22 protein-coding genes and 1 pseudogene are annotated in these 21,838 nt (G+C 68.9%); 11 read left to right on the forward strand and 12 right to left on the reverse strand.

Annotated features, from left to right (window positions below; translation table 11 throughout):
* The first annotated feature begins 92 nt into the window (after positions 1-92).
* Entirely contained in the window at positions 93-2,822 is a 2,730-nt protein-coding gene (locus tag HUA78_RS05915; protein ID WP_174475824.1) for a M1 family metallopeptidase, read from the forward strand.
* A 1-nt stretch (position 2,823) separates the two neighbouring features.
* On the opposite strand, the gene HUA78_RS05920 is transcribed toward HUA78_RS05915, so the two are convergent.
* Positions 2,824-3,465 carry a class I SAM-dependent methyltransferase gene (locus HUA78_RS05920; protein WP_174475825.1) on the reverse strand — a complete coding sequence of 214 codons (642 nt, stop codon included), beginning with the start codon at positions 3,463-3,465 and terminating at the stop codon, positions 2,824-2,826.
* A gap of 94 nt (positions 3,466-3,559) precedes the next feature.
* Here HUA78_RS05920 and HUA78_RS05925 point away from each other — a divergent pair, with 94 nt between their 5' ends.
* A complete protein-coding gene (locus HUA78_RS05925; RefSeq protein WP_141645943.1) occupies positions 3,560-3,916 on the forward strand; it encodes a hypothetical protein in 357 nt (118 codons plus the stop codon).
* Positions 3,917-3,939: 23 nt separating this feature from the next.
* On the opposite strand, the gene HUA78_RS05930 is transcribed toward HUA78_RS05925, so the two are convergent.
* Positions 3,940-5,433, reverse strand: coding sequence for a carboxypeptidase M32 (locus HUA78_RS05930; RefSeq protein ID WP_174475826.1), 1,494 nt, complete (start codon positions 5,431-5,433; stop codon positions 3,940-3,942).
* 68 nt (positions 5,434-5,501) lie between these two features.
* On the opposite strand from HUA78_RS05930, the gene HUA78_RS05935 reads away from it, so the two are divergent.
* On the forward strand, positions 5,502-6,044 hold the full coding sequence (locus HUA78_RS05935; RefSeq protein WP_141645945.1) for a hypothetical protein: 543 nt from the start codon (positions 5,502-5,504) through the stop codon (positions 6,042-6,044).
* Positions 6,045-6,047: 3 nt separating this feature from the next.
* Here HUA78_RS05935 and HUA78_RS05940 read toward each other — a convergent pair whose 3' ends face one another.
* Positions 6,048-7,673, reverse strand: a complete 1,626-nt coding sequence (locus HUA78_RS05940) for a peptide chain release factor 3 (RefSeq protein ID WP_174475827.1) — start codon at positions 7,671-7,673, stop codon at positions 6,048-6,050.
* Positions 7,674-7,789: 116 nt separating this feature from the next.
* Here HUA78_RS05940 and HUA78_RS05945 point away from each other — a divergent pair, with 116 nt between their 5' ends.
* The 5 genes from HUA78_RS05945 (at position 7,790) to HUA78_RS05965 (ending at position 10,988) form a co-directional block, all read left to right on the forward strand.
* Positions 7,790-8,197 carry a RidA family protein gene (locus tag HUA78_RS05945; protein WP_174475828.1) on the forward strand — a complete coding sequence of 136 codons (408 nt, stop codon included), beginning with the start codon at positions 7,790-7,792 and terminating at the stop codon, positions 8,195-8,197.
* An 82-nt stretch (positions 8,198-8,279) separates the two neighbouring features.
* Complete coding sequence (locus tag HUA78_RS05950; protein WP_174463204.1) at positions 8,280-9,182, forward strand: helix-hairpin-helix domain-containing protein; 903 nt, start codon at positions 8,280-8,282, stop codon at positions 9,180-9,182.
* Between the two features lie 67 nt (positions 9,183-9,249).
* Complete coding sequence (locus HUA78_RS05955; protein ID WP_174457579.1) at positions 9,250-9,480, forward strand: addiction module protein; 231 nt, start codon at positions 9,250-9,252, stop codon at positions 9,478-9,480.
* Between the two features lie 91 nt (positions 9,481-9,571).
* Positions 9,572-10,240 carry a TIGR02269 family lipoprotein gene (locus HUA78_RS05960; RefSeq protein WP_174457580.1) on the forward strand — a complete coding sequence of 223 codons (669 nt, stop codon included), beginning with the start codon at positions 9,572-9,574 and terminating at the stop codon, positions 10,238-10,240.
* Positions 10,241-10,253: 13 nt separating this feature from the next.
* On the forward strand, positions 10,254-10,988 hold the full coding sequence (locus HUA78_RS05965; RefSeq protein ID WP_174463203.1) for a double-CXXCG motif protein: 735 nt from the start codon (positions 10,254-10,256) through the stop codon (positions 10,986-10,988).
* 52 nt (positions 10,989-11,040) lie between these two features.
* Here HUA78_RS05965 and HUA78_RS05970 read toward each other — a convergent pair whose 3' ends face one another.
* The 4 genes from HUA78_RS05970 to HUA78_RS05985 all read right to left on the reverse strand — a co-directional run bounded on the left by HUA78_RS05970 (position 11,041) and on the right by HUA78_RS05985 (position 16,033).
* Positions 11,041-13,104 (reverse strand): kelch repeat-containing protein, encoded by a 2,064-nt coding sequence (locus HUA78_RS05970; RefSeq protein ID WP_254623546.1) that lies wholly within the window; start codon positions 13,102-13,104, stop codon positions 11,041-11,043.
* A gap of 310 nt (positions 13,105-13,414) precedes the next feature.
* Complete coding sequence (locus HUA78_RS05975) at positions 13,415-14,218, reverse strand: ABC transporter permease (protein WP_141645950.1); 804 nt, start codon at positions 14,216-14,218, stop codon at positions 13,415-13,417.
* 4 nt (positions 14,219-14,222) lie between these two features.
* Positions 14,223-15,029, reverse strand: a complete 807-nt coding sequence (locus HUA78_RS05980) for an ABC-2 family transporter protein (RefSeq protein ID WP_141645951.1) — start codon at positions 15,027-15,029, stop codon at positions 14,223-14,225.
* A complete protein-coding gene (locus HUA78_RS05985) occupies positions 15,026-16,033 on the reverse strand; it encodes an ATP-binding cassette domain-containing protein (RefSeq protein ID WP_141645952.1) in 1,008 nt (335 codons plus the stop codon). The genes HUA78_RS05980 and HUA78_RS05985 overlap by 4 nt, the downstream gene beginning before the upstream one ends.
* 124 nt (positions 16,034-16,157) lie before the next feature.
* On the opposite strand from HUA78_RS05985, the gene HUA78_RS05990 reads away from it, so the two are divergent.
* A complete protein-coding gene (locus tag HUA78_RS05990; RefSeq protein WP_141645953.1) occupies positions 16,158-17,372 on the forward strand; it encodes a small ribosomal subunit Rsm22 family protein in 1,215 nt (404 codons plus the stop codon).
* 190 nt (positions 17,373-17,562) lie between these two features.
* On the opposite strand, the gene HUA78_RS05995 is transcribed toward HUA78_RS05990, so the two are convergent.
* Positions 17,563-17,754: a hypothetical protein gene (locus HUA78_RS05995; RefSeq protein WP_174457583.1), complete on the reverse strand. Its 192-nt coding sequence runs from the start codon at positions 17,752-17,754 to the stop codon at positions 17,563-17,565.
* Between the two features lie 252 nt (positions 17,755-18,006).
* On the opposite strand from HUA78_RS05995, the gene pip reads away from it, so the two are divergent.
* Positions 18,007-18,975: a prolyl aminopeptidase gene (gene pip, locus HUA78_RS06000; RefSeq protein WP_174466331.1), complete on the forward strand. Its 969-nt coding sequence runs from the start codon at positions 18,007-18,009 to the stop codon at positions 18,973-18,975.
* Positions 18,976-18,990: 15 nt separating this feature from the next.
* Here the strand turns inward: pip and HUA78_RS06005 are convergent, their stop codons facing one another.
* The gene (locus HUA78_RS06005) at positions 18,991-19,875 is read right to left on the reverse strand and encodes a CPBP family intramembrane glutamic endopeptidase (RefSeq protein ID WP_174475830.1); all 885 of its coding nucleotides are present in this window, start codon (positions 19,873-19,875) and stop codon (positions 18,991-18,993) included.
* A 56-nt stretch (positions 19,876-19,931) separates the two neighbouring features.
* Positions 19,932-20,387, reverse strand: a complete 456-nt coding sequence (locus HUA78_RS06010; RefSeq protein ID WP_174466329.1) for a MarR family winged helix-turn-helix transcriptional regulator — start codon at positions 20,385-20,387, stop codon at positions 19,932-19,934.
* Positions 20,388-20,477: 90 nt separating this feature from the next.
* On the opposite strand from HUA78_RS06010, the gene HUA78_RS06015 reads away from it, so the two are divergent.
* Positions 20,478-20,921 (forward strand): DUF697 domain-containing protein, encoded by a 444-nt coding sequence (locus HUA78_RS06015; protein ID WP_141645958.1) that lies wholly within the window; start codon positions 20,478-20,480, stop codon positions 20,919-20,921.
* 197 nt (positions 20,922-21,118) lie between these two features.
* Here HUA78_RS06015 and lepB read toward each other — a convergent pair whose 3' ends face one another.
* Positions 21,119-21,622, reverse strand: a complete 504-nt coding sequence (lepB, locus tag HUA78_RS06020; protein ID WP_174475831.1) for a signal peptidase I — start codon at positions 21,620-21,622, stop codon at positions 21,119-21,121.
* 26 nt (positions 21,623-21,648) lie between these two features.
* Positions 21,649-21,838: pseudogene (locus tag HUA78_RS45905) on the reverse strand (ISNCY family transposase); the annotation flags it as partial.

The raw sequence follows: 21,838 nt of genomic DNA on the forward strand, positions 1-21,838 counted from the left end.
ACACCGCGTCTAAGCGCTACCGTCGCGGCGGAGGCGGTGATGGAATGACCTCCGTCACGAGTCGCCCTTGGTCTGGCGGACGGAGCTTCCCGATGCGGTTCGGACACCCTGGCGCGGTCATCGCCCTGTTGCTGGCGCTCCTCCTCGCGGGCTGCGCGGGCGGCGCCCGTGAAGCCGCGGCGCTGACGCCCCCACCCATGCCTCGCCCGCGCGTCGTGCCGCCGCCCGTGGAAGACGCCCGCGTCCTCACGCCACCGGGCCTGCGGCTGGACTGGCACGCGCGGCCCACGCGGCAGGCGGTGACGCTGGAGCTGGACCCTCGCCAGGAGACCTTCCGAGGCACCGTGGACGTGGAGCTGTCGCTGTCCGAGCCCACGCGCGCGCTGTGGCTCCACGCCTCGGAGCTGACCGTGAGCCAGAGCCACTTCCGCGTAGGGGACACGCGGGTGTCCGCGGAGGCGCTGCCCGTCGGGGAGGACCTGCTCGCCTTCATCCCGCGCGAGCCGCTCCAGCCCGGCCCCGTCACGCTGCACGTCGAGTACACGGGCCGCGCGTACGACAAGGAAGACAGCGGCGTCTTCCGCGAGCAGGACAACGGCCACTGGTACGCGATGACGCAGTTCCAGCCGCTCTACGCGCGGCGCGCGTTTCCCTGCTTCGATGAACCCGCGTTCAAGATTCCCTGGGTCCTGACGTTGCGCGTGCGCACGGAGGACTCCGCCTTCGCCAACACGCCCGTGCGCGCCGAGGAGGCGGGGACGGACGGCTGGAAGACGGTGCGCTTCCAGACGACGCCGCCGTTGCCCACGTACCTGGTGGCCTTCGCGGTGGGCCCCTTCGAGGCGGTGGACGCGGGGCGGGCCGGACAGAACGGCGTGCCGGTGCGCATCGTGGTGCCCAAGGGCCGCGCGGCCGAGACGACCTGGGCCGCGTCCGTCACCCCGCCCCTGCTCGCGGAGCTGGAGACGTGGTTCGGCACGCCCTACCCCTACCCGAAGCTGGACGTGCTCGCGGTGCCGGGGCTTCTGGGGGGCGCGATGGAACATCCGGGCCTCGTCACCTTCGGCGCGCCGCTGGTGCTCGCGGAGCCGGGCAAGGACACCGTGTGGCGCCAGCGCGGCTTCGCGGAGACGCAGGCGCATGAGCTCGCGCACCAGTGGTTCGGCAACCTCGTCACCCCCGCGTGGTGGGACGACCTGTGGCTCAACGAGTCCTTCGCGGACTGGCTCGCCTTCAAGGTGGTGAAGCGCTGGCGTCCGGAGTGGCGCGGAGACATCCGCCGCGTGGAGGCCCGAGGCCACGCCATGCGCGAGGACTGGCTCGTCACCGCGCGCAGCATCCGCCAGCCCATCGAAGCGCCCGGTGATATCCACAGCGCCTTCGACGGAATCACCTATGGCAAGGGCGCCGCCGTGCTCGCCATGTTCGAGTCCTGGGTGGGAGCCGACACATTCCAGCGCGGCGTTCGCCACTACCTGCAGGCCCACGCGCGCGGCACCGCCACCACCGAGGACTTCTTCCAGGCGCTGTCACTCGCGGCCGGGCGGGACGTCGCGCCCGTGTTCTCGTCGTTCCTGGACCAGCCCGGTGTGCCGCTCGTGGCGATGACGCTCCAGTGTCCCAAGGAGGGAGCGCCGCGCCTCGCGCTGGAGCAGCGGCGCTACCTGCCGCTCGGGGCCCGGGACGCGGCGGGCTCACGGCCCTGGCAGGTGCCGCTGTGCGTGCGCTACGCCGTCGGCGCGAAGGAAGGCCGCGTCTGCACGGTGCTCACCGAGCCCACGGGCACACTGGAGTTAACCGAGGCGAAGGGGTGTCCCGACTGGGTCCACCCGAACGCGGACGCGCGCGGCTACTACCATGCGCTGCTGCGCGGAGACGGGCTGGAGCGCCTCACGCGCCAGGGAGGAAGGCAGCTCACCATCCCCGAGCGACTGGTGTTGATGGCGGACGCGCAGGCGCTGCTCTCCAGTGGCGAGCTGGACGTCAGCCAGGCGCTCACGCTGGTGGCTCGGCTGGGCGAAGGGGGCTCGGACCTGGTGAACAGCGCCGCGGGCGTGGTGGGCAGCGTGCACACGGACCTGGTTCCGGATGCACTCCGTCCGCACCGGGCGCGCTTCGTGCGCGGACTCTTCGGAAGCCGCGCGCGTTCGGTGGGCTTCGTCTCCCGTCCCGGCGAGAGCGAGGACCTGCGACTGATGCGCCCCACCCTGATGTGGATGGCGGCCACCGAGGGCGAAGACCCGAAGCTGCGCGCGGAGGCTCGCCGCCTCACGCTGCGTTGGCTCGAGGACCGGACCGCGCTGCCACCCGAGGACGCCGCCACGGTGCTCCAGTCCGCCGCGGTGGCGGGAGACGCCGCCCTGCACCAACGCCTGCGAGACGCCGCGCGCACCGCCGCCACGGAGCAGGAGCGCGGATTGCTCTTCGGTGCCCTGGGCAGCTTTCGCGATGCGGCGCTGGCACACGCAAGCCTGGAGCTGCTGCTGGACGCGAAGGTGGACACGCGCGAGGCGCTGGCCATCCTCTTCGGACAGCTCTCGGAGGCGCACACGCGCGAGGTGGCGTTCGGCTTCCTGCGCGAGCACTTCGACACCCTGCGCGAGCGACTGCCCAGGGACCTCTCCACATGGCTGCTCTCGGGTGGCGGCTTCTTCTGCGACGCCGAGCACCGTGAAGAGGTGGCGCGCTTCTTCGGTCCGCGCGCGCGGGACTTCGAGGGCGGCGAGCGTGCGCTGGCACAGTCCCTGGAGCGCGTGGACCAGTGCATCGCCCAGCGCGAGGCCCTGCGGCCCGGGCTGACGCGCTTCCTCGCGCGCTACTGAGTCACCGCTTGCGCGCGAGCATCATCCCGTCGCGCACCGTCAGCAGCACGGGCTCCACGCGCGCATCCGCGACGACCTTCGCGTTGAAGTCCACCACCGCGTGGTCCTGCGCGGACTCGGGACTCAGCACGCGCCCGGACCACAACACGTTGTCCGCGACGAGCAGCCCCCCGGGACGCACCAGCGGCACCACCGCGTCCCAGTACGCGCTGTAGCCCCCCTTGTCCGCGTCGATGAAGACCAGGTCGAACGGACCCCGCAACGTCTTCAGGGTTTCCAGGGCAGGCCCGAGTCGGAGCTGGATTTTCCGGCCATGCGGACTGCGCGCGAAGAAGGTGCGGGCAATCTCAGCCGTCTCCGGGTTGATGTCACAGGTGATGAGCTCTCCGTCGTCGGAAAGCCCCTCCGCCATCATCAACGCCGAGTATCCCGTGAAGGTCCCGATTTCCAGGACGCGCCTCGCACTCGTGAGCGAGACGAGCATTCTCAGGAAGGCGCCTTCGACGGGTCCGACCTGCATACCCGGAGAGGACGTGCGTGCGTGGGTGATGTCCTTGAGTTCCTCGAAGAGTGGCGCGGGTGCCGCGGTGTGCGCGCGGGCGTACTCTTCGATTTCGTCAGGGACGAGCGTGAGCTTGGGCATGGTGACCGTTTAACATCGGGCATCTCATGCCTCACTTCCAGTTGCCCCCCTGCTCGGCGTGCATACCCTAGTTAGCGGTTCGGAGGTGCGAGCGATGACTGGAGCGAGACTGGGCGGTGCTCGCGCGGACGTGTCGCGCTGCATTGATGCGAGCCTCCAGTGCCAGGCGGCCTGCGAAGCAGGCATGGCGCGGATGGTGGCGCAGGGACAGACGCTGAGCAGCGCCTCGGTGCGCGTGCTGCGGCAGTGCGCGGAGCTGTGCGAGCTCAACGTGCGCGCGCTGCGCAAGGAGAGCCGGCTGGCGCGGCGCACCACCAGCCTGTGCTTCGAGCTGAGCAGCCTCGTTGCGCGCACGGCCTGGCTGGACGCGGATGACCCCGGCTCATACACGCTCGCGAAGGACGCGCTGCGGCTGGCCCGTTCGTGCCATCCGCTCCTGTTCTCGTTCTGAGTCCGCGCGTCGTGTGACGGCGCTCAGAGCGAGATGCCGTAGAGCGCGCCGTACTTCGCGCGCAGATACCCCAGGAAGTCCGCGTCGGTGAGGCCCTGTCCCGTCACCTCGCGCACCCGCTCCTCGGCGGGCAGGCGGAAGCCCTGACGGTGGATGCGCTCACGCAGCCAGTCGCGCAGCGGCAGCATCTGCCCCCGGCGCAGTTGCCCTTCGAGGTCCGGCAGCTCCCGCCCGGCGGCGCGGTACAGCGAGGCCGAGTAGAGATTGCCCAACGAGTACGTGGGGAAGTAGCCCAGCTCGCCCCAGGCCCAGTGGATGTCCTGGAGCACGCCCTGCGTGTCATCGGGCGGAGTGACGCCGAGGTAGCGCTCCATGCGCGCGTTCCACGCGGCGGGCAGCTCCTCCAGCGGAAGCTCGTCGCGGATGAGCAGCAGCTCCAGTTCGTAGCGCACGGCGATGTGGAGGTTGTACGTCACCTCGTCGGACTCGGTGCGGATGAGCGACGGGCGCACGTCGTTGACGACGGTGTGGAACGCATCCAGGTCCACCTGGGCCAGCGCGTCGGGGAAGCTCTCGCGCAGCAGCGGGAAGTAGTGCTCCCAGAAGGGGCGACTCCGGCCCACGAGATTCTCCCAGAGCCGCGACTGTGACTCGTGCAGCCCCATGGACGGCGAGGCCGCCAGCGGCGTGCGGTAGTGCTCGGGCGAGAAGCCCTGCTCGAACAGGCCGTGCCCCGCTTCGTGGATGGTGCTGAAGATGGCGGACAACGGGTTCGACTCGTCCACGTGCGTGGTGAGCCTCACGTCGAGCGCGTGCGTGCCTCCGGTGAACGGATGGATGCTCACGTCCTGTCGGCCCGCCTCCAGGTCGAACCCCAGGTCCCCGAGCAACCGCAGCGTGAAGCGCCACTGCGCGTCCTTGTCGTAGCGACGCCCGTCGAAGAGGGCCGGCACCTGTCGCTTCGCGCCCGAGAGCTTGCCCACCATGGGGATGAGCTGCTCGCGCAACGTGGTCAGCACCGGGGTGAGCCGGGAGACACGCATGCCGGGCTCGTAGCCCTCCAGCAGGCCGTCATAGCGCTCGCCATCATGGCCGTACGCATCCGCCTGCTCGCGACGCAGCTCCAGCAGGCGTTGGAGGGCGGGCTGGAAGCGGGCGAAGCGGCGCTCCTTGCGGGCCTCGCGCCAGGCATGGAGGCCGTGACTCTGGGCCTCGGCCAGGGCGCGCACCAGGGCGGCGGGCACGCGCACCTCGCGCTCCCGCTCGCGCTGAAGCACGGTCACCATGGCGCGCTCGTCGTCGGACAGGCCCGCCTCGGTGGCCGCCCTGGCGAGCGCATCCCCCAGCCGAGGGTCCACGAGGCGCTCGTGGTGGATGCCCTGCAGGGTGGACAGCTGGTGGGCTCGCGCGGGGCCCGCCTTGGCGGGCAGGTACGTCTCCTGGTCCCACGTGGCGAGGCCAATGAGCCCCTGGAGGTCCTTCAGCTCCTGCATCCGGGAAAGCAGCCAGGTATCCATGAACTCTCTATAACCCGCCGCACCCCGGGCTTTCGCGGGGAGGAACACAAGGGTATGAGGGCCGGGCAATGGCCAATGTCCTTCAGTTCTTCATGATTCCCGACGACGAGCTCGCCTTCTTCCGCTTCCTGGAGCGCTTCGTGCTGGAGGTGTACCCCCGGCGCGTTCCAGCGGACTGGACGACGTTCCGCGCCCATCAGGACAACATGGCGCGACTGCCCGAGGACGAGATGTACCTGGTGGCCAGCGACCTGGGCCCCGCCATCGTCGACAAGATGAAGCGCGGCCCGGACAAGGGCTACTGGCGCGTGGACGAGGTGCGCTCCCCCGTCATCTTCCTGGAGCGCTGCCGCACCAACGAGGAGGGCGAACTGCTCAGCGGCAAGCTCTGGGCGGAGCTGGACATCACCGCGCAGACGGGCCGGAAGAACGCGGCGCCGGACCGCTTCCGGCGCCTGTTCATGGACATCGAGGAGCACGTGAAGAAGACGTTCCGCCGGGGCCAGCCGAAGGACTTCTTCGTCGGCCCCAAGACGGCCCGCCTCTACAAGGAAGGCCTCGTCCTGCGCGACTCCGCCTTCCGGGGCGGCACCGTGAACGTCTACAAGTAGCGCTCAGCTCCCCGAGGCGACCGCCGTCAGCTTGCGCAGCATGGGCGCCTCGTTGAGGAACTTCAGGTCCGGGTGCTTGTCCTCGGCGTGCTGGAGCGCCCAGTCGTCGCGGAAGAGGACCAGCGGCAGACCGTCGCGGTCCTGCACCGTCTGACGGTTGCCTTCCCAGTCGAAGGACTTGGGGTCGAAGTTCGGCCCCACCACCCAGCGCGCGTGGCTGAAGGGCAGCCGGTCCAGGGCAATCTTCGCCCCGTACTCGTGCTCGAGCCGGTACTGGAGGACCTCGAACTGGAGGGCGCCCACCACGCCGACAATCGGGTCCTTCATGCCCATGCTGAGCTGCTGGAAGATCTGCACGGTGCCCTCTTCCGAGAGCTGCTCCAGGCCCTTCTCCATCTGCTTGCGGCGCAAGGGGTCCTTGGAGCGCACCACCGCGAAGTATTCGGGGCTGAAGCGCGGCACGCCCTCGAACTCCACGTCGGTGCCCTCCGCCAGCGTGTCGCCGATGCGGTACTGCCCCGGGTCGAACAGGCCGATGACGTCTCCGGGCCAGGCGTCTTCAATCGCGGTGCGCTCGGCGGCCATGAACTGGCTCGGCTTGGCCAGACGCACTTCCTTGCCCAGGCGCGAGTGGAACGCGTTCATGCCCTTCACGTACCGGCCGCTCACCACTCGCATGAAGGCGATGCGGTCTCGGTGGGCGGGGTCCATGTTCGCCTGAATCTTGAACACGAAGCCGGCGAACTTGGGGTTGTTGGGCTCGCGCAGGCCCAGCGTCGTCAGACGCGAGGTGGGCGCGGGGGCCAGGTCCAGGAAGGCGTCGAGGAACGGGCGCACGCCGAAGTTCGTCATCGCGCTGCCGAAGAACATGGGCGTCAGCTGGCCCGAGTCGCTCTTCTCGCGGGTGAACTCGTCACCGCCGATGTCGAGCAGCTCGATGTCCTCGTGGAGCTTGGCCAGCTCCGACTCGGTGAGCACCGACTTGATGTCCTCCGAGTCGATGGAGACCGAGCGCTCGCCGACCTCCGACTCGCCGTGGGTGCCCTCGGCGGAGAAGACGTGGACGACGCGGGCCTGCCGGTCGTAGACGCCACGGAACTCCGGCCCCATGCCGATGGGCCAGTTCATCGGGTAGGAGCGGATGCCGAGCACCTGCTCCAGCTCGTTCATGAGTTCGAGCGGCTCGCGGCCGTAGCGGTCCAGCTTGTTGACGAAGGTGAAGATGGGGATGCCGCGCATGCGGCACACCTTGAAGAGCTTCTTCGTCTGGGGCTCGACGCCCTTGGCGGCGTCGATGAGCATCACCGCCGCGTCGGCCGCGGCCAGGGTGCGGTAGGTGTCCTCGGAGAAGTCCTGGTGGCCCGGGGTGTCCAGCAGGTTGACGGCGTGGTCCCGGTACACGAACTGGAGGACGGACGAGGTGACGGAGATGCCGCGCTCCTTCTCCAGCTCCATCCAGTCGCTGGTGGCGTGGCGCCGCGCGCGCTTGGCCTTGACGCTGCCGGCCAGATGGATGGCGCCGCCGTACAGCAGCAGCTTCTCCGTCAGCGTCGTCTTGCCCGCGTCGGGGTGGGAGATGATCGCGAAGGTGCGCCGCCGGGCGACCTCCCTGTCGAGCTCGTTCGTCATGACCCGGGGCCAACTACCACGGGCCGTGTTTCCTTGCAGCCAACAAGGAGCCCCTGGCGGTCCGCCCGAGGCCCGTGGGAGGGTCTGCCCACACTTTCTCGCCTTCGGAGGCAGCCATGCAGCGGACCCATCACTCCACGGGTACCCCCTGGGAGCCCGTCGTGGGCTACTCGCGCGCGGTGAGGGTGGGGCCCTTCGTCTCCATCTCGGGCACCACGGCCACCGACGCGTCGGGGCAGATTGTCGGGGTCGGGGATGCCTACCTGCAGGCCGTCCAGGCGCTCCGGAACATCGAATCCGCGCTCCTGGCCGTGGGCGCGGGCCTGAAGGACGTGGTGCGCACGCGGATGTACGTCACGGACATCTCCCGCTGGGAGCAGGTGGGGCGGGCGCATGGGGAGTTCTTCGCCAGCATCCGTCCGGTGACGTCGATGGTGGAGGTGAGCAAGCTCATCTCCCCGGAGATTCTGGTGGAAATCGAGGCGGACGCCATCGTCGCGGACGCGCTCGACAAGGCACCCTGAGGAACGAGGGCCCCCCTGCCCGCTTGGATTGCATCGCCGGGGGTGGTCGCCTCGCGCCCGACGCTCCAAGTTCGAGGGAGCCATGGGCGTCGAATGGAAGGACAACATCGGCATCGCGGATGCGCTGGAGCGGGTGGCGGACCTGCTGGAGGAGCAGGACGCGATGCCCTTCCGGGTGACGGCCTACCGCAAGGCGGCGGGGTCGATTGGCCAATGGCCGGAGTCCGTGGCGGAGCTGCTGGCGTCGAAGGGCGAGGCGGGGCTGCGGGAGCTGCCCGGGGTGGGCAAGAGCATCGCCGCGGCGGTAGCGGAGCTGGTGCGCACGGGGCAGCTCGGGTTGTTGCAGCGGCTGGAGGATGAGTCGTCGCCCGAGCAGTTGCTTGCCAGTGTGCCGGGCATCGGTCCGGAGCTGGCGCGGCGGATTCATGAAGAGCTGGGTGTGCGCTCGCTGGAGGAGTTGGAGCAGGCGGCGCACGACGGCAGGCTCGAAGCGGTGGAGGGCTTTGGACCGCGACGCGGGCAGCAGGTGCGGGACCTGCTCGAGGCGCGGCTGGGGCGAAACCGGCGAGGAGCGGCGCGCAAGCGCGAGAGCCAGGATGAAGGGCCTCGGCCCGACGTGGGGGTGTTGCTCCAGGTGGATGAGGAGTACCGCCGGAAGGCGGACACGGGAGAGCTGCGGACCATCGCGCCTCGGCGGTTCAATCCATCGGGTGAGGCGTGGTTGCCGGTGATGCGGCGCAAGCTGGACGGGTGGAACGTGCGGGCGCTGTTCTCCAACACAGCGATGGCACATCAGCAGAAAGCGACGCACGACTGGGTGGTGCTGTACTTCGACCAGGAAGGCGACGAGGGACAGTGCACCATCGTCACCGCGCACGGTGGACCGCTGGACGGTCGGCGCGTGGTGAGAGGTCGCGAGGTGGAGTGCCTGGCCTATTACGGCGTGGAGTCCGAGGAGGCGGAGGCGCATCAGCCCGGGGCGTGAAAACAGGAGGTCGAGTCGGAAACAGTCCCTGCCGCCAACAACGACGCCGACGAGTAGGATTCACCTCATGGCCACCAAGGACGATTTGCTCACACGGGTCCTGAGCCTTCCTCCCGAGGAGCGCGCCGAGGTCGCGCACAAGCTCCTGCTCAGTCTCGACGACGAGCCCGCACAGGAAGCTTCCGGTTCAGAGTGGGCACAAGAGCTGGAGCGTCGCGCCACGGACATCCGCGAAGGCCGCGTGGAGACAGTCCCCTGGGAGGACGTGGAGCGTCAGGTTGTTGCTCGCCTGAAGTAGCGACGCGTAGCATCGGCCTCTCATCACGAGGAAGCCCAGGCGCAACTGCACGTAAAACTCCGGCAATTCTGAGTGCTAGGCTTCGCGGCGCATGCGAATTCTGCGAGGGCTCTGGCTTTTATGGGTCGTCCACGTGCTGGGCTGCGCTTCCGCTGCACAGCACCCGATTCATCCCGCTTGGGATGAAGCCGAGGTGGAGTGCGCTCGCCCCGAGGAGGACCGCTGCGTCACGGTCCTGTGTTCGGATGACATGTGCGGCCTCTATCGTTGCGAGGACCTGCCCAGCGAGGTTGAGCGGGTGCGTTTTCCTCCGGCACGTCCCCCTGCCGCCGCTGCCGCACCGGGAAGTGGTCCCCGGAGGAACTGGGGCGGTCGCCAGGGCCTCCCTCGCGGGGCCATCATGGTCTTCCCGCACTGGAATGGCGCGCCCGAGCGAGTCATTCCTCCTTCGCACCAGCTCACGCCAGGGCGTTGGGAGAAGCACCACATTTTTCCCCAGGCAGAGGACCTCGCGAGATGGTTCGAGCGCCAGGGCGTGAAGATCCACGACTACACGATGCCCATCCCCCGCGACCTCCATCGCCGCATTCATGGGAATGACGGTCGCGGAGGCCCGTGGAACAAGGCCTGGCGCCAGTATCGAGACCTGAATCAGAGCGCGAGTCCCGAGGACATCTACAAACACGCGGGCGAACTCATCCACCGATTCCAGCTCATCGGTGGCCCCGTTCAACCCTACTATTCTCGCCCGGGAGCATGAGGGCTTCGAACACATGACTCGGTACTTCTGGCTGCGGGAGGACGAGGCCGCGACGAGCGCCTTCAGCGGCTCGTTCGACGGGGCTCTCAAGTGGGCCCTGCCCGGTGCGAAGTGCTCGGAGTGCGGCGTGACCTGGAGCTCGTGGGGTCACCACTATCCTTGCGTGGACCTATCCTCGCTGCCCGAGCACGCTCTCTTCGAGCAGCCCCGCCCCGAGCCCTTCACCGAGTTCGCACGTCTGCGGGCTCTGGTGCGCCCCCTGGCCCCAGCGAACTCCGAGCTGCCACCTGGCACCGAGTTTGGCCCCAGGGTCGGCCGAGCCTCGGGAGCTTTCGGACCGTTCACCTGGCAAGGGACTTCGATTCTGCTCGTTCGCCGCGACGCACTGGAGCAACTCCAGGCGCAGGGCCTCCGTGGATTGACAGGGTGCCGGACAGAGCTGCGGTTTCGCCAGAAGACCGCGCCCGAGCTGCTCGACCTTCAAATCGAGCCACGCGGTCGACTCCATCCCGACTGTGTCCCACCGGATGTGCCTCCACCCTGCCCGACGTGTGGCCGCTTCGCGCTCTCGCGACCCGATGCGCCCGTCCTTGATGCGGACTCCATGCCCTCAGACGTGGACCTGTTCCGGGTCGGAAACTTCGCGACGATGCTCATCGGCACTCAGCGCCTCATGGAGGCAGTGCGCCTCATGGAACTCCCAGGAATCGCCTTCCACGAGCTGCCAGTCCGCTCCGCCGTGAGCTGATGCCCCTGCCGCCCGCGTCCACACCGGGACGCGGGCGACAGGAGCCTCATCGTCAGAGCGCTGGCGTGTACAGCTCCGCCGAGGACAGCGCTCCGCTGGTCCCCAATCCTCCCGCGACGAGCAGTCGCCCGGAGATGGCCAGCCGAGTCACCGTGCCGCTCGACAGCGCGTTGGACATGGTGCCCGCGGACGTCCACTGACCGAGCGCCGGGTCGAACACCTCCGTCGTGGACAACAGGCCCGTGCCCGCCCCGGCGTCCCCGCCCAGCACCAGCACGCGGCCCGAGGACAACACCGACGCCAGCGCGCCGTAGCGACTGCTCGTCATGGGCGCCACCGTCGTCCAGCCGCCCTGCGCCGGGTCATAGATCTCCGCCGTGGCCAGCGCGCCGCCCAGGCCCCAGCCGCCCGCCACCAGCACCTTGCCTCCGGGGAGCGCCACCGCGATGTGCCCATAACGCGTGCCCGCCATGGAGCCCGTCTGCGTCCACTGGCCCGTGTGCATGTTGTAGAGCTCGGCGGTGGCCGTGTCGCCCGTGGGCGTCGTGCCACCCACCACCAGCACCTGCCCGGACAACAGCATCGTCGCGGTGTGGTTGACGCGACGCACGTTCATCGCGCCCGTCGTGCGCCAGGTGCCGGAAGGCGGGTCATACAACTCCGCCGTGGCGAGGATGCTGCTGAAGCTGGAGGACATCCGCCCTCCCGTCACCAACACCTGCCCCGACTCCAGCAACGTGGTGGTGTGCCGCGAACGGGCCCCCGCCAGCGCGCCGGTGCTGCTCCACTGCCCCGTGGCCAGGTCATACACCTCCGCGGACGACAGATAGGACGAGGAACTGGCCTGCCCGCCAGCGACCAGCACGTTGCCCGAGGGAAGCTCGGCCGCCCCATGCAGGAAGCGCGGCGCGACCAGGCTCCCCGTCTGCGTCCACGTCACCAGGTGCTCGTCGTACAGCTCCGCGCCCGACAGCCCGCTGCCGCCGGTGCTCGTGCCTCCCGCCACCAGCACCTTGCCGGAGTCGAGCAACGTCACCGAGTGGTGATACCGCGCCGACGACATGACGGCCGTCGGGCGCCAGGGCGGCGTGGGCACCGAGAAACGCTCGGCCGACGAAGCCCCCTGCGTCCCCTCCGCGCTTCCTCCCGCGACGAACACGTCGCCCTGGGGCAACAGTGTGGCCGTGTGCCCCAGCCGACTCGTGCTCATCGGAGACGTCACGCTCCAGCGCACCAGCGCCGGGTCGAAGATGGCCGCGCTCTGCAGATACGGGCTGTTGCCATCCGTACCACCGCTGACGAGCACCTCGCCTGAGTGCAGCAACGTGGCCGTGTGCTGCGCCCGCTCTCCTGGCAGCCCCTGCGCCACCGAAGTCCAGGTGCCCGTCCCCGGGTCGAACAGCTCCGAGGTCCGCGAGGCCGTGAGCTCATCGATGAAGCCTCCCGCCACCAGCACCTTGCCGGACAGCAGCCGCGTCGCGCTGTGCCCCGAGCGCACGCCGAGCATCCCCGCGGCGAGGGTCCAAAGCCCGGTGCTCGGCTCATACAGCTCCACGTCATTCACGAACGAGCCTCGCGGTCCGACTCGCCCTCCGGTGACCATCACCCGTCCATTGCCCAGGAGCGTCGCTGTGTGTCCCACGCGCGCCCTGCGCAGCGCACCCGTGGCGGACCACGTCCCCGTGGCCGGGTCATAGAGCTGGGCTGTGGCCAGTCCCGCGCTCGCGCCGTTCTCTCCGCCCACCACCAGCACCTTCCCGCTCGACAGCAACGTCGCCGTGTGGCCGGAGCGCAGCGAGTCCAGATTCCCCGTCGCGACCCAGGTCCCCGCAGTGGGGTCATACAGCTCCGCGGTGCCCGTGGACGACGCGCCGGAGTCACCGCCAGCGACGAGCACCTTGCCGTTGTTCAGGAGTGTCGCGCTGTGTCGACGCCGCGCGGCGCCCAGCGAGCCCCCGGGCAGCCAACGCACGCCCTTCGGGTCGTACAGCTCCGCGCTCGACGAGGACTGCCCACCCACCACCAGCACCTGCCCGGTGCGCAGCAACGTCGCCGTGTGGTCCATCCGCTGGAGCAACATGCTCGGCGTGGGCGTCCAACCCTGGCTCGCCTCCAAGCCCGCAGTCGCCTGTGCTTCCGACGTTTCTGCAAATTCCTCGTGTGAGCATCCCGCTAGGACAAGCGCCGACACAAGCGCGGCCAGTCGGCCGAGCCCGATACATCGATTCATGGGTGGGGGTCCTTTCCTTGGGGTGTGCGCCCGACGAGCCGCACGCGGCGGCCCTTACCCCAGTCCCGAGGAAGGAGGCCAATTCCGCCCTTGAAAAGATGTGTCGACACCAGATGAGACAGGTGGGGTTGATACACCCCACCACCGAGTCAGCGAGCGCTCGCCGGCTCGAAAGACTCGGTCGAGATGAAAGGGATTAGCTGCTGGCGGAGGTGTAGTGGCCGATGGAGCGAATCCAGACGCGCCGCGCCACCCACGCGAAGACCGCCGAGCCCACCACCGCCCCCACCAGGGACTGCGCTGGCAGCCGGCCCAGCATGGCCTCCGCCGGGAAGGTGGTCATCAAGGCGAGGGGAATCACGTAGGTGAAGACCAGGGTCAACGCCCCCTTCGCCACGCCCTTGAACACGGATGACGGCCAACGCGCGAAGTCAAAGATGGACGTGAAGAGGTAGGTGAGGTTGTCCACCCGGACGACGAAGAACGCGGCGCTCACCGTCAATATCCACAGCGAATACAAGAGCAGCGTGCTGGTGCCCAGGAGCAGCACGGACGTCAGGAGCCCCAAGGGAGACGGCCCGCGTCCCAGCAGCATGAAGGCGTAGAGGAAGAGCCCCAGGCCGGTGAGCACGTTGAACGCGCGCCACGGCAGGAAGCGCTGCGTCGACACGAGGAACTGCGCATCCGCGGGCTTGAGCAGCACGAAGTCCAGCGTGCCCTTGCGGATGTGCTCCACCACGCCGGTGAGGCTCGGGTTGATGGCGCCCTCGAGGATGCCTTGCAGCAGGGTGAACCAGCCCACGACGAGCAGCGCCTCGCCGAAGCTCCAGCCCTCGACTTCCGGCCGGCTGCCGTAGACGACGAACAGCGGCGCCAGCGCGGTGAAGACCCAGCACAGCGACGTGAAGCCGTCGGTGAAGAAGTCCGCCCGGTACTGGAGCGCCTGGAGGCCGGAGGCCTTGAGCTGCACTGTCAGCAGTCGCAGATATCGCCGCACCATGCCCCTACCCTCCGAACGCCGCGAAGCGCTTCACGCCCTGCTTCCAGAGCCCCACCGCGAGCGCGCCCATGCCCAGCACCCACGCCCACTGCCTCGCCAGGAGGCCCAGCGCGGTGGGCAGGTCATGCGCGTTCGTCATCAACTCCACTGGCAGCCCCATCTGGTAGCGGAAGGGCAGCCAGTCGATGACGGTGCGCAGGCCCTCGGGCAGGAACTCCACCGGGTACATATAACCGGAGCAGACGAAGAAGAGGACCATCCACACCTCCATCATCTTCTGGCTGCTGTCGAGGAAGAGGCTCAGCGCGCCGATGGCCACATTGGCCAGGAAGGTGATGGCCCAGCCGCCCAGCACCGCGAGGATGAACAGCGCCCACTGCCACGCATGTTGCGGCACCGCCTTGTCCGCGCCCACCAGGGCGATGCTCAGGAGCACCACGGGCAGGGCCACCACGACGCGCATGGGGAAGCCCGCCACGTTGTCGGACGCGTAGCCCCACAAGGGAGAGATGGGACGCAAGAGGCGCATCGCCAGCGTGCCCTGCTTCACCTCCCAGTTGATGAGCCACGCGGCCCACGCGCTGGTGAGCTGGCGCACCGCGAAGGTGGCCAGGAAGTAGCCCACGAAGTCCGCCTGGCCGAAGTTGCCCACCGGGGCGCTCTTGGCCACCGCCATCCACAGCACCATGTTGACCAGCGGCATGGTGGTGGACAGCACCCAGACGAACATCTCCGCCCGGTAGGCCACCGACTCCGCGAAGCTCACGCGCAGCATGGTGGGAAGGGCCCGCAGCAGACCTCGGGCATTCATGCCGTCACCGACTCGGCGGCCTGCAGCCTGCGGGCCTTGTTCTCCGCGAAGAGCTCGCTCATGACCTCTTCCAGCGGCGCGTTCTCCACGGTGAGGTCTGTCACCGGCAGTCCGGACAGGGCGCGGGAGATGGTGGCGTTGACCGCGTCCTGCTTCACCTGGAGCACGGCGGTGCCCGCCTCGTGCGTCACCAGCTTGCCCAGGGGCTCCAGGCGCGAGGCGTCAACCTGCTCGGACAGCCGCAGCACCACGCGCTTCTCCGGGCGCACGCGCTGCACCAGCGCCTCCAGGCTTCCGTCGTAGGACAAGAGGCCCTTGTCGATGACGATGACGCGCGGGCAGAGCGCCGCCACGTCGTCCATGTAGTGGCTGGTGAGGATGAGCGTGGCGCCGTACTTCTCGTTGTAGTCCTTGATGAACGTGCGCATGGTGGCCTGCATGGACACGTCCAGGCCGATGGTGGGCTCGTCCAGGAACAGCACGCGGGGCCGGTGGATGAGGGCCGCCGCCAGCTCGCACTTCATCCGCTCGCCCAGGGAAAGCTGGCGCGTCGGCTTGCCGATGAGGTCGCCAATCTCCAGGAGCCCCACCAACTCGTCCAACGTCTGCTTGTATTGCAACGTCGGCACGTCGTAGATGGCGCGGTTGAGCTCGAAGGTCTCCGCCGGAGGCAAGTCCCACAAGAGCTGCTGCTTCTGCCCCATGACGAGCATGATTTTCTTGAGGAACGCCTCCTCGCGCAGGCGCGGCACGTGCCCGTCCACGCGGACCTCGCCCTCGGAGGGGTGCAGGAGGCCGGAGAGGACCTTGAGGGTCGTCGTCTTGCCGGCGCCATTGGGGCCCAGGAAGCCCACGCGCTCTCCCGGACGGATGTCGAAGGAGATGCCGTCCACCGCCTTCACGGAGGTGTAGGTGCGATGGAAGAGCGAGCGGAGGGCCGCCTTGAGGCCTGGCGGGCGCTTGTGGACTTTGTAGTGCTTGCGCAGCCCGTGGACGGAGATCATGTGCGACAAGGGTTTAACGCGGACGCCCCCGGGTGGCGACCGTGGAGTTGAACAAGTGGCGGGGTGACAACGGGTTGACATGGGCGGCTTCCGGGAGCGGCCCCTCGGTCGAAGGCTTGGCGGGATGAGCAACGGATACAGCAAGGACCTGGAGCGGTGGATGCCGCGGCTCATCGCCGTGTGGCGCGCGTCACGCGGCAAGGGTGACGGGCCGGAGGGGCGGCTGACGCCCCAGGAAGTGAAGGAAGTGGGCGCCGGCGTGCGCCAGCTCTCGCTGGGCCTGACGCGGGAGCGTCAGCTCGCGGGGGCGCGCTACATGGACGACCCGAAGCTTTTGGGCGCCTACCTCCTCTTCTACTGGCCGGTCTCGTATGCGCAGGCCCGGCAGGTGCTGGGGGAGCTGCCGAACCGTCCCCGACAGGTGCTGGATTTGGGCAGCGGCCCGGGTCCGGTGGCCTTCGCGGCGATGGACGCGGGCGGGAAGGAAGTGACGGCGGCGGACCGCAGCAAGGCCGCGCTGAACCTCGCGCGCGCGCTGGCGACAGAGGCCGGCGAGGCGCTGGCCACCCGGGAGTGGGACCCGACGAAGAAGGCCGCCGTGCTGCCGGAGGGGCAGTACGACCTGATTACGATGGGCCACGTCATCAACGAGCTGTACGGCACGGGGGACAGCGCGACGACGCCTCGGGCGGCGCTGCTCGAGGCGGCGCTGGCGAAGGTGAAGCGCGGCGGCAGCCTGCTGGTGATGGAACCCGCGCTGCGGGAGACGAGCCGCGGCCTGCTGCACGTGCGCGATGCGATGGTGGCGCGCGGCTATGCGGTGCGTGCGCCGTGCATGTACCGGGGTGCGTGTCCGGCGTTGGTGAAGGAGACGGACTGGTGCCACGCGGAGCGGCCCTGGCCGATGCCTCGCGTCGTGGAGGAACTGGCGCGCGCGGCGAGCCTGCACAAGGAAGCGCTGAAGATGAGCTACCTGCTGCTGGCGCCCAAGGGAGAGGAGTGGCCGGAGCTTCCGCCGGGTCGGCTGTTCCGCATCGTCTCCGAGCCGCTGGAGGGCAAGGGACGGCACCGCTACATCGGCTGCGGGCCGGAAGGCCGCGTGGGACTGGCGATGCAGGAGCGTCACCGCACGGAGAAGAACGAGCGTTTCCTCCAGTTGCACCGAGGTGACGTCATCGCGGTGACGGAGACGGAGCCCAAGGGCGACGGCCTGGCGATGAGCGATGCCTCCGAGGTGCGGATGGTGGCGCCCGCGGGCAAGGGCGTGCCACCGCCGCCTCCGAAGGAGGACGCGCCCGTGAATCCGGGAACCAGCCCGAACCCCGGCGCGCCCTCCTGACACGCGGAGAGGTCGCGGGCTCCGACACGGCCCGCGACACAGTGCCCCGCGTGAACTCCGCGTCGCGCGGGCCTCAGCGTGGCCCGCGATATGCCGCCTCCGCGCGACCCTGAGGTGCGCGGTGGTTCACGCCGGCGAGCGAGGGCCTGTGAGCGCCCAGTGAGGCCCGCTCCACCGGTCCTCGCTTCGCTCAAGCACGGGCTTGCGAGTAGGCCCCCGTGAGCACGTCGCGCATGTGGCGGAAGGACTTCACGCTGTCCTGCGCCGCGCTCACCGCGCCTTGAAGCAGGACGGTGGCCTGGATGCGGACCAGCTTGAGGCGACGGGGCGCGGCGTGGTCTTCGTTCTTCCGAGGGGGCGTCATCAGGGAAGCGAGATTCATGGAACGCTCCGGGGTGTGAGGAGACGGGAAGCAGCATCCACCGCTCCCGCAACCTCCACGTCGCGCGCGGGCAACATCGTCGTCACATCGCGTTCAGGGCGCGACCGTGGCGTGCGGCATGTGCCCTGCCCGACAGTCCCCACCCCAGGCAAGGGGACACGCGAACACCTCCGGACGGTGACGCACGGGCCGGCCGGCGATGAAGAACCGGTCTGCTAGCGTGAGAAACTCTCTCGTTGTCCTGGAAGGCGCATGTCCGTTCAGTCCCCGCCGTCGCGGATGCTGTACCCCCCTCTGGAGCCCTATCGCATGGGCCGCTTGCGGGTCTCCTCGCTCCACGAGCTGTACTTCGAGGAGTGTGGCAACCCGAAGGGCAAGCCCGTGGTCTTCGTCCATGGTGGCCCAGGGGGAGGCACGGACGCGAAGCAGCGGCGGTTCTTCGACCCGGCGGCCTATCGCATCGTCCTTTTCGACCAGCGCGGCTGCGGCCGGAGCACTCCGCACGCGAGCCTGGAGGAGAACACCACCTGGGACCTGGTGGCCGACATGGAGCGTCTGCGCGAGCACCTGGGCATCGAGCGCTGGCAGCTCTTTGGCGGCTCCTGGGGCAGCACGCTGTCACTGGCCTACGCGCAGGCCCATCCGGAGCGCGTCACGGAGCTGGTGCTGCGCGGCATCTTCCTCTTGCGCAAACAGGAGCTGGACTGGTTCTACCAGCGCGGCGCCAGCGCCCTGTTCCCCGACGCGTGGGAGCACTACCTGGCGCCCATTCCCCTGGAGGAGCAACGGGACTTGCTGGGCGCGTATCACCGGCGCCTGACGAGCGCGGACGCGGCGACGCGACAGGAGGCCGCGCGGGCCTGGAGCGTGTGGGAGGCGCGAACCAGCTATCTGCATCCGAACCTGGAGCTGGTGGCACGCAACAGCGCGGACGACTTCGCCCTCGCCTTCGCGCGCATCGAGTGCCACTACTTCTTCAACCGTGGGTTCCTGCGCTCGGACACGCAGCTCCTCGATGACGTGCCGCGCATCCGTCATCTCCCCGCGGTCATCGTCCAGGGACGCTACGACGTGGTGTGCCCGCCGGAGAGCGCGTGGGCGCTGCATCAAGCGTGGCCGGAGGCGGAGCTGGTCATCGTTCCGGATGCGGGGCATTCGGCGAACGAGCCGGGCACCACGGCCGCGCTCGTGGAGGCCACGGACCGGTTCCGTCCGCGGTGAGCCAGGGCGTGGTCCTCAGGCTCCCTGGCCTTGTGCGCCTGTCAGCGGGGTGGGCGCCTCGCTCTGTCGCGTTCCCTTCCAGCGCGACAGGGCGAGGATGAGCAGGCACAGCACCACGAGGGTGACGACGGAGGCCTCCAGCCCGTAGCGGCCTCCGGTGAGCCACTCGGGCTGGCCGTGGAAGACAGGCATCCACATCCCCTTGAACTCCTCGCCACTCACGCCGAAGCCCAGCAGGCCCAGCAACCCGTTCCAGCCCAGGTGCACACCCACGGGAAGCGCCAGTCCTCCCGTGCGCAGGTAGCAGAGCCCCAGCATCCATCCGGCCAGGAAGGTGGCGGTCAAAGCCACCGTGCGCGCCCCTCCGTCCATGCCGGGATTGAAGGCATGGGCCAGACTGAAGACGGCCGCGAACACGAGCTGCGTCCACCTGGGACCCATCCCTCGGATGGCGCGCTGGAAGGCATAGCCGTGGAACAGCGTCTCCTCGAACAGGGCCACGCAGAGCATGAACCAGGAGATCTTGAAGATGACGGCGGCTCCGTTGCTCGCGGCTCGCTCCAGATGGAAGCCATCCAGCGCGAAGACGACCGCGCCCACCGCTCCCACCAGCGCCGCGCCGCCCAAGAGCCCGAGCCCGAAGTCACGGGCCGAGCGCCGCGCTGGGAGGATTCCGAGCGAGGACAGGGGCTCACGCTCGAGTCGAAGGCATAGCCAGCTCGAAAGGAGGACGCCGAAGAAGGCGCAGAGCGGCCCCGAGACGATTCGCCGCAGCTCGACAGGCAGCTGCTTCTGGAGGAGGACGAGGCCCAGTATCAGGGCCACGCTCAACGCGACGGAGCCCAGCACCTTCCAGCCATTGCGGAGACGCCGCTCACTGTTGATGAAGATGGATTTCATGGGTCTGCTTCTCTCGGTCGGAGATGGCTCTTCCGCGCTGCAAGGGGACATCATACCTACGCGCCACGGCGCTTCGATTGCCGTCCCCGCGCACTGGCGATTCGCTCGTCGAAGGACTTCGTTTCGAGGGCTTGGATGGCGCGCTCGAGCACCTCGGAGAGCGGCACGGGAAGCTCAGCATCCAGGCTGGCAGCGGCGCTCGCGGTGGCCTTCCAACACGACTGGAGTCGCGGGAGCAGCGCCCGCCCCGACGGACTGAGGCGAATCCACCGCTGACGCCCATCCACTGGCCCTGGCTCCGAGAGCACGAGCCCGTCCTTCACCATCAACGCCAGCGTCTGCGTGGTGGCGGGCTGGGTGGTGCCGGACGCCTCGGCGAGCTGGCCGATGGTCATCGGCTCGTCTTGCATCAGTGCCCGCACCAGCGGCGTGTAGCGAGGACGGTAGGCGAAGCCCTCTTCCTCGTAGACCCGGCCAACCGCTCCGTCGAGAAGCTCGAGCAGGTGTCGCAATTGCGTTCCAAGACCCCGGTGGTGCGCCCTCTTTCGAACCCCGGTCGGAGTCCTTAAGGTGGGAACGAACGACTGATTGGGAGAACATCCATGTCCGCAGAGAAGGCCGCGCGAAGCTGGGTCGAGGAGAGCGCCCTGCGCGCCGCTGGTGCCGCCGCGATTCCCATCCCGGTGCCGGGCGCGCACACGGCGCTCACGTCCGCCATCGAGGCGTACATGATCTACCACGTGGCCGGCATCTACGGAGAGAAGCTCAGCCTTGGTGAGGCGCTCGGCCTGGTGCCCACGTTGGGCGCGGGCATCGTCGCACGCAAGGCGGCCAGCAGCATCGTCGGAGAGACGGTGGGCTGGATTCCCATCGCGGGCTGGCTGCTCAAGGGCGCGGCCAGCGGTGGCACCGCGTTCGCCATGGGCGTGGCGGCGGTGACGTACTTCGAGAAGAAGTACCCGGGCCGCGACGCGATTCCGTTCGACACCCTGTCCATCAAGGACTGGGTGAAGGCGGCGCTCGCGCAGCTCGGCGTCAAGAAGTAGCCGAGGCGGAAGGTACGGGTCCACGACACGCGGGCGTCCTCGTAGACGCCTTCGGCGTTGGAAACGGCATCTCCTGTTGTTGAGTCTGGTGATGAAGCCTCTCAAGCGGCCTCTGGCAAAGGCAGACAAGGGACTCCATTGGGGCGCGTCTGCCTGAGGCGCCGGCGCCCCCCCGACCGGGGCAAGGCCGGCTCCCGTCACAGTGCTCCCGCGCGCTCCGGCGGCCAGAAGCGCAACCAGGCCTTGCCAGTGACGGAGCGTCGCGGCAGGGGACCCCAGACATGTGAGTCGCTGCTGGCGTTCCGGTTGTCACCCAGGACGAAGAGCCTGTCCTCGGGCACGCGCGCGGGGCCCCACTGGTAGGTGGGCGCCGCCGCGACGTAGGGCTCCTGGAGGAGCCGTCCATCCACGAACACCTGCCCGTCGCGCACCCGCACCTCCTGACCCGGCAGGGCAATCACCCGCTTGATGGCGATGTGCTGGCGCAGGTCACCGGAGCGCACGAGCTCGGGAGGCGGCTCGAAGACGACGACGTCCCCGGCCTGGGGCGGATGGACGCGGTAGGACAGGGTATCCACCACCAGCCGGTCACCCACTGCCAGCGTCGGCTCCATCGAGCCCGAGACGATGAGCCTCGGGTGCACGACGAAGCCGCGAAGGAGCACCGCCAGCAGCACCAGCGCGCCCACCCCGATGACCATCCTCCACGGAATCTTCCACTTTTTTTCTACGCCGGCAAATATGGCCTGAGCCCCTCTTCGATGCCTCGGAGGTAGCCATCCGGGTTGGCCCGGAAGCGCCGGCCCAGGATGCGAGGGACGCGCCGCTGCTCAAGCTGAAAGCGCAGTCTCTGCCAGTCATTGATGTTCCTAGGTTCCAGGTAGGGGCCGTCAAGCGCAGGCAGAAGGAATGCCGAG

This window comes from Myxococcus sp. CA033, assembly GCF_013336625.1.
In the GTDB taxonomy this organism is placed as follows: domain Bacteria; phylum Myxococcota; class Myxococcia; order Myxococcales; family Myxococcaceae; genus Myxococcus; species Myxococcus llanfairpwllgwyngyllgogerychwyrndrobwllllantysiliogogogochensis.

Coding starts and splice junctions, on each gene's coding strand:
- HUA78_RS05915 (WP_174475824.1), top strand. CDS start 93: ATGCGGTTCGGACACCCTGGCGCGGTCATCGCCCTGTTGCTGGCGCTC.
- HUA78_RS05920 (WP_174475825.1), bottom strand. CDS start 3,465: ATGCCCAAGCTCACGCTCGTCCCTGACGAAATCGAAGAGTACGCCCGC.
- HUA78_RS05925 (WP_141645943.1), top strand. CDS start 3,560: ATGACTGGAGCGAGACTGGGCGGTGCTCGCGCGGACGTGTCGCGCTGC.
- HUA78_RS05930 (WP_174475826.1), bottom strand. CDS start 5,433: ATGGATACCTGGCTGCTTTCCCGGATGCAGGAGCTGAAGGACCTCCAG.
- HUA78_RS05935 (WP_141645945.1), top strand. CDS start 5,502: ATGGCCAATGTCCTTCAGTTCTTCATGATTCCCGACGACGAGCTCGCC.
- HUA78_RS05940 (WP_174475827.1), bottom strand. CDS start 7,673: ATGACGAACGAGCTCGACAGGGAGGTCGCCCGGCGGCGCACCTTCGCG.
- HUA78_RS05945 (WP_174475828.1), top strand. CDS start 7,790: ATGCAGCGGACCCATCACTCCACGGGTACCCCCTGGGAGCCCGTCGTG.
- HUA78_RS05950 (WP_174463204.1), top strand. CDS start 8,280: ATGGGCGTCGAATGGAAGGACAACATCGGCATCGCGGATGCGCTGGAG.
- HUA78_RS05955 (WP_174457579.1), top strand. CDS start 9,250: ATGGCCACCAAGGACGATTTGCTCACACGGGTCCTGAGCCTTCCTCCC.
- HUA78_RS05960 (WP_174457580.1), top strand. CDS start 9,572: ATGCGAATTCTGCGAGGGCTCTGGCTTTTATGGGTCGTCCACGTGCTG.
- HUA78_RS05965 (WP_174463203.1), top strand. CDS start 10,254: ATGACTCGGTACTTCTGGCTGCGGGAGGACGAGGCCGCGACGAGCGCC.
- HUA78_RS05975 (WP_141645950.1), bottom strand. CDS start 14,218: ATGGTGCGGCGATATCTGCGACTGCTGACAGTGCAGCTCAAGGCCTCC.
- HUA78_RS05980 (WP_141645951.1), bottom strand. CDS start 15,029: ATGAATGCCCGAGGTCTGCTGCGGGCCCTTCCCACCATGCTGCGCGTG.
- HUA78_RS05985 (WP_141645952.1), bottom strand. CDS start 16,033: ATGATCTCCGTCCACGGGCTGCGCAAGCACTACAAAGTCCACAAGCGC.
- HUA78_RS05990 (WP_141645953.1), top strand. CDS start 16,158: ATGAGCAACGGATACAGCAAGGACCTGGAGCGGTGGATGCCGCGGCTC.
- HUA78_RS05995 (WP_174457583.1), bottom strand. CDS start 17,754: ATGAATCTCGCTTCCCTGATGACGCCCCCTCGGAAGAACGAAGACCAC.
- pip (WP_174466331.1), top strand. CDS start 18,007: ATGTCCGTTCAGTCCCCGCCGTCGCGGATGCTGTACCCCCCTCTGGAG.
- HUA78_RS06005 (WP_174475830.1), bottom strand. CDS start 19,875: ATGAAATCCATCTTCATCAACAGTGAGCGGCGTCTCCGCAATGGCTGG.
- HUA78_RS06015 (WP_141645958.1), top strand. CDS start 20,478: ATGTCCGCAGAGAAGGCCGCGCGAAGCTGGGTCGAGGAGAGCGCCCTG.
- lepB (WP_174475831.1), bottom strand. CDS start 21,622: ATGGTCATCGGGGTGGGCGCGCTGGTGCTGCTGGCGGTGCTCCTTCGC.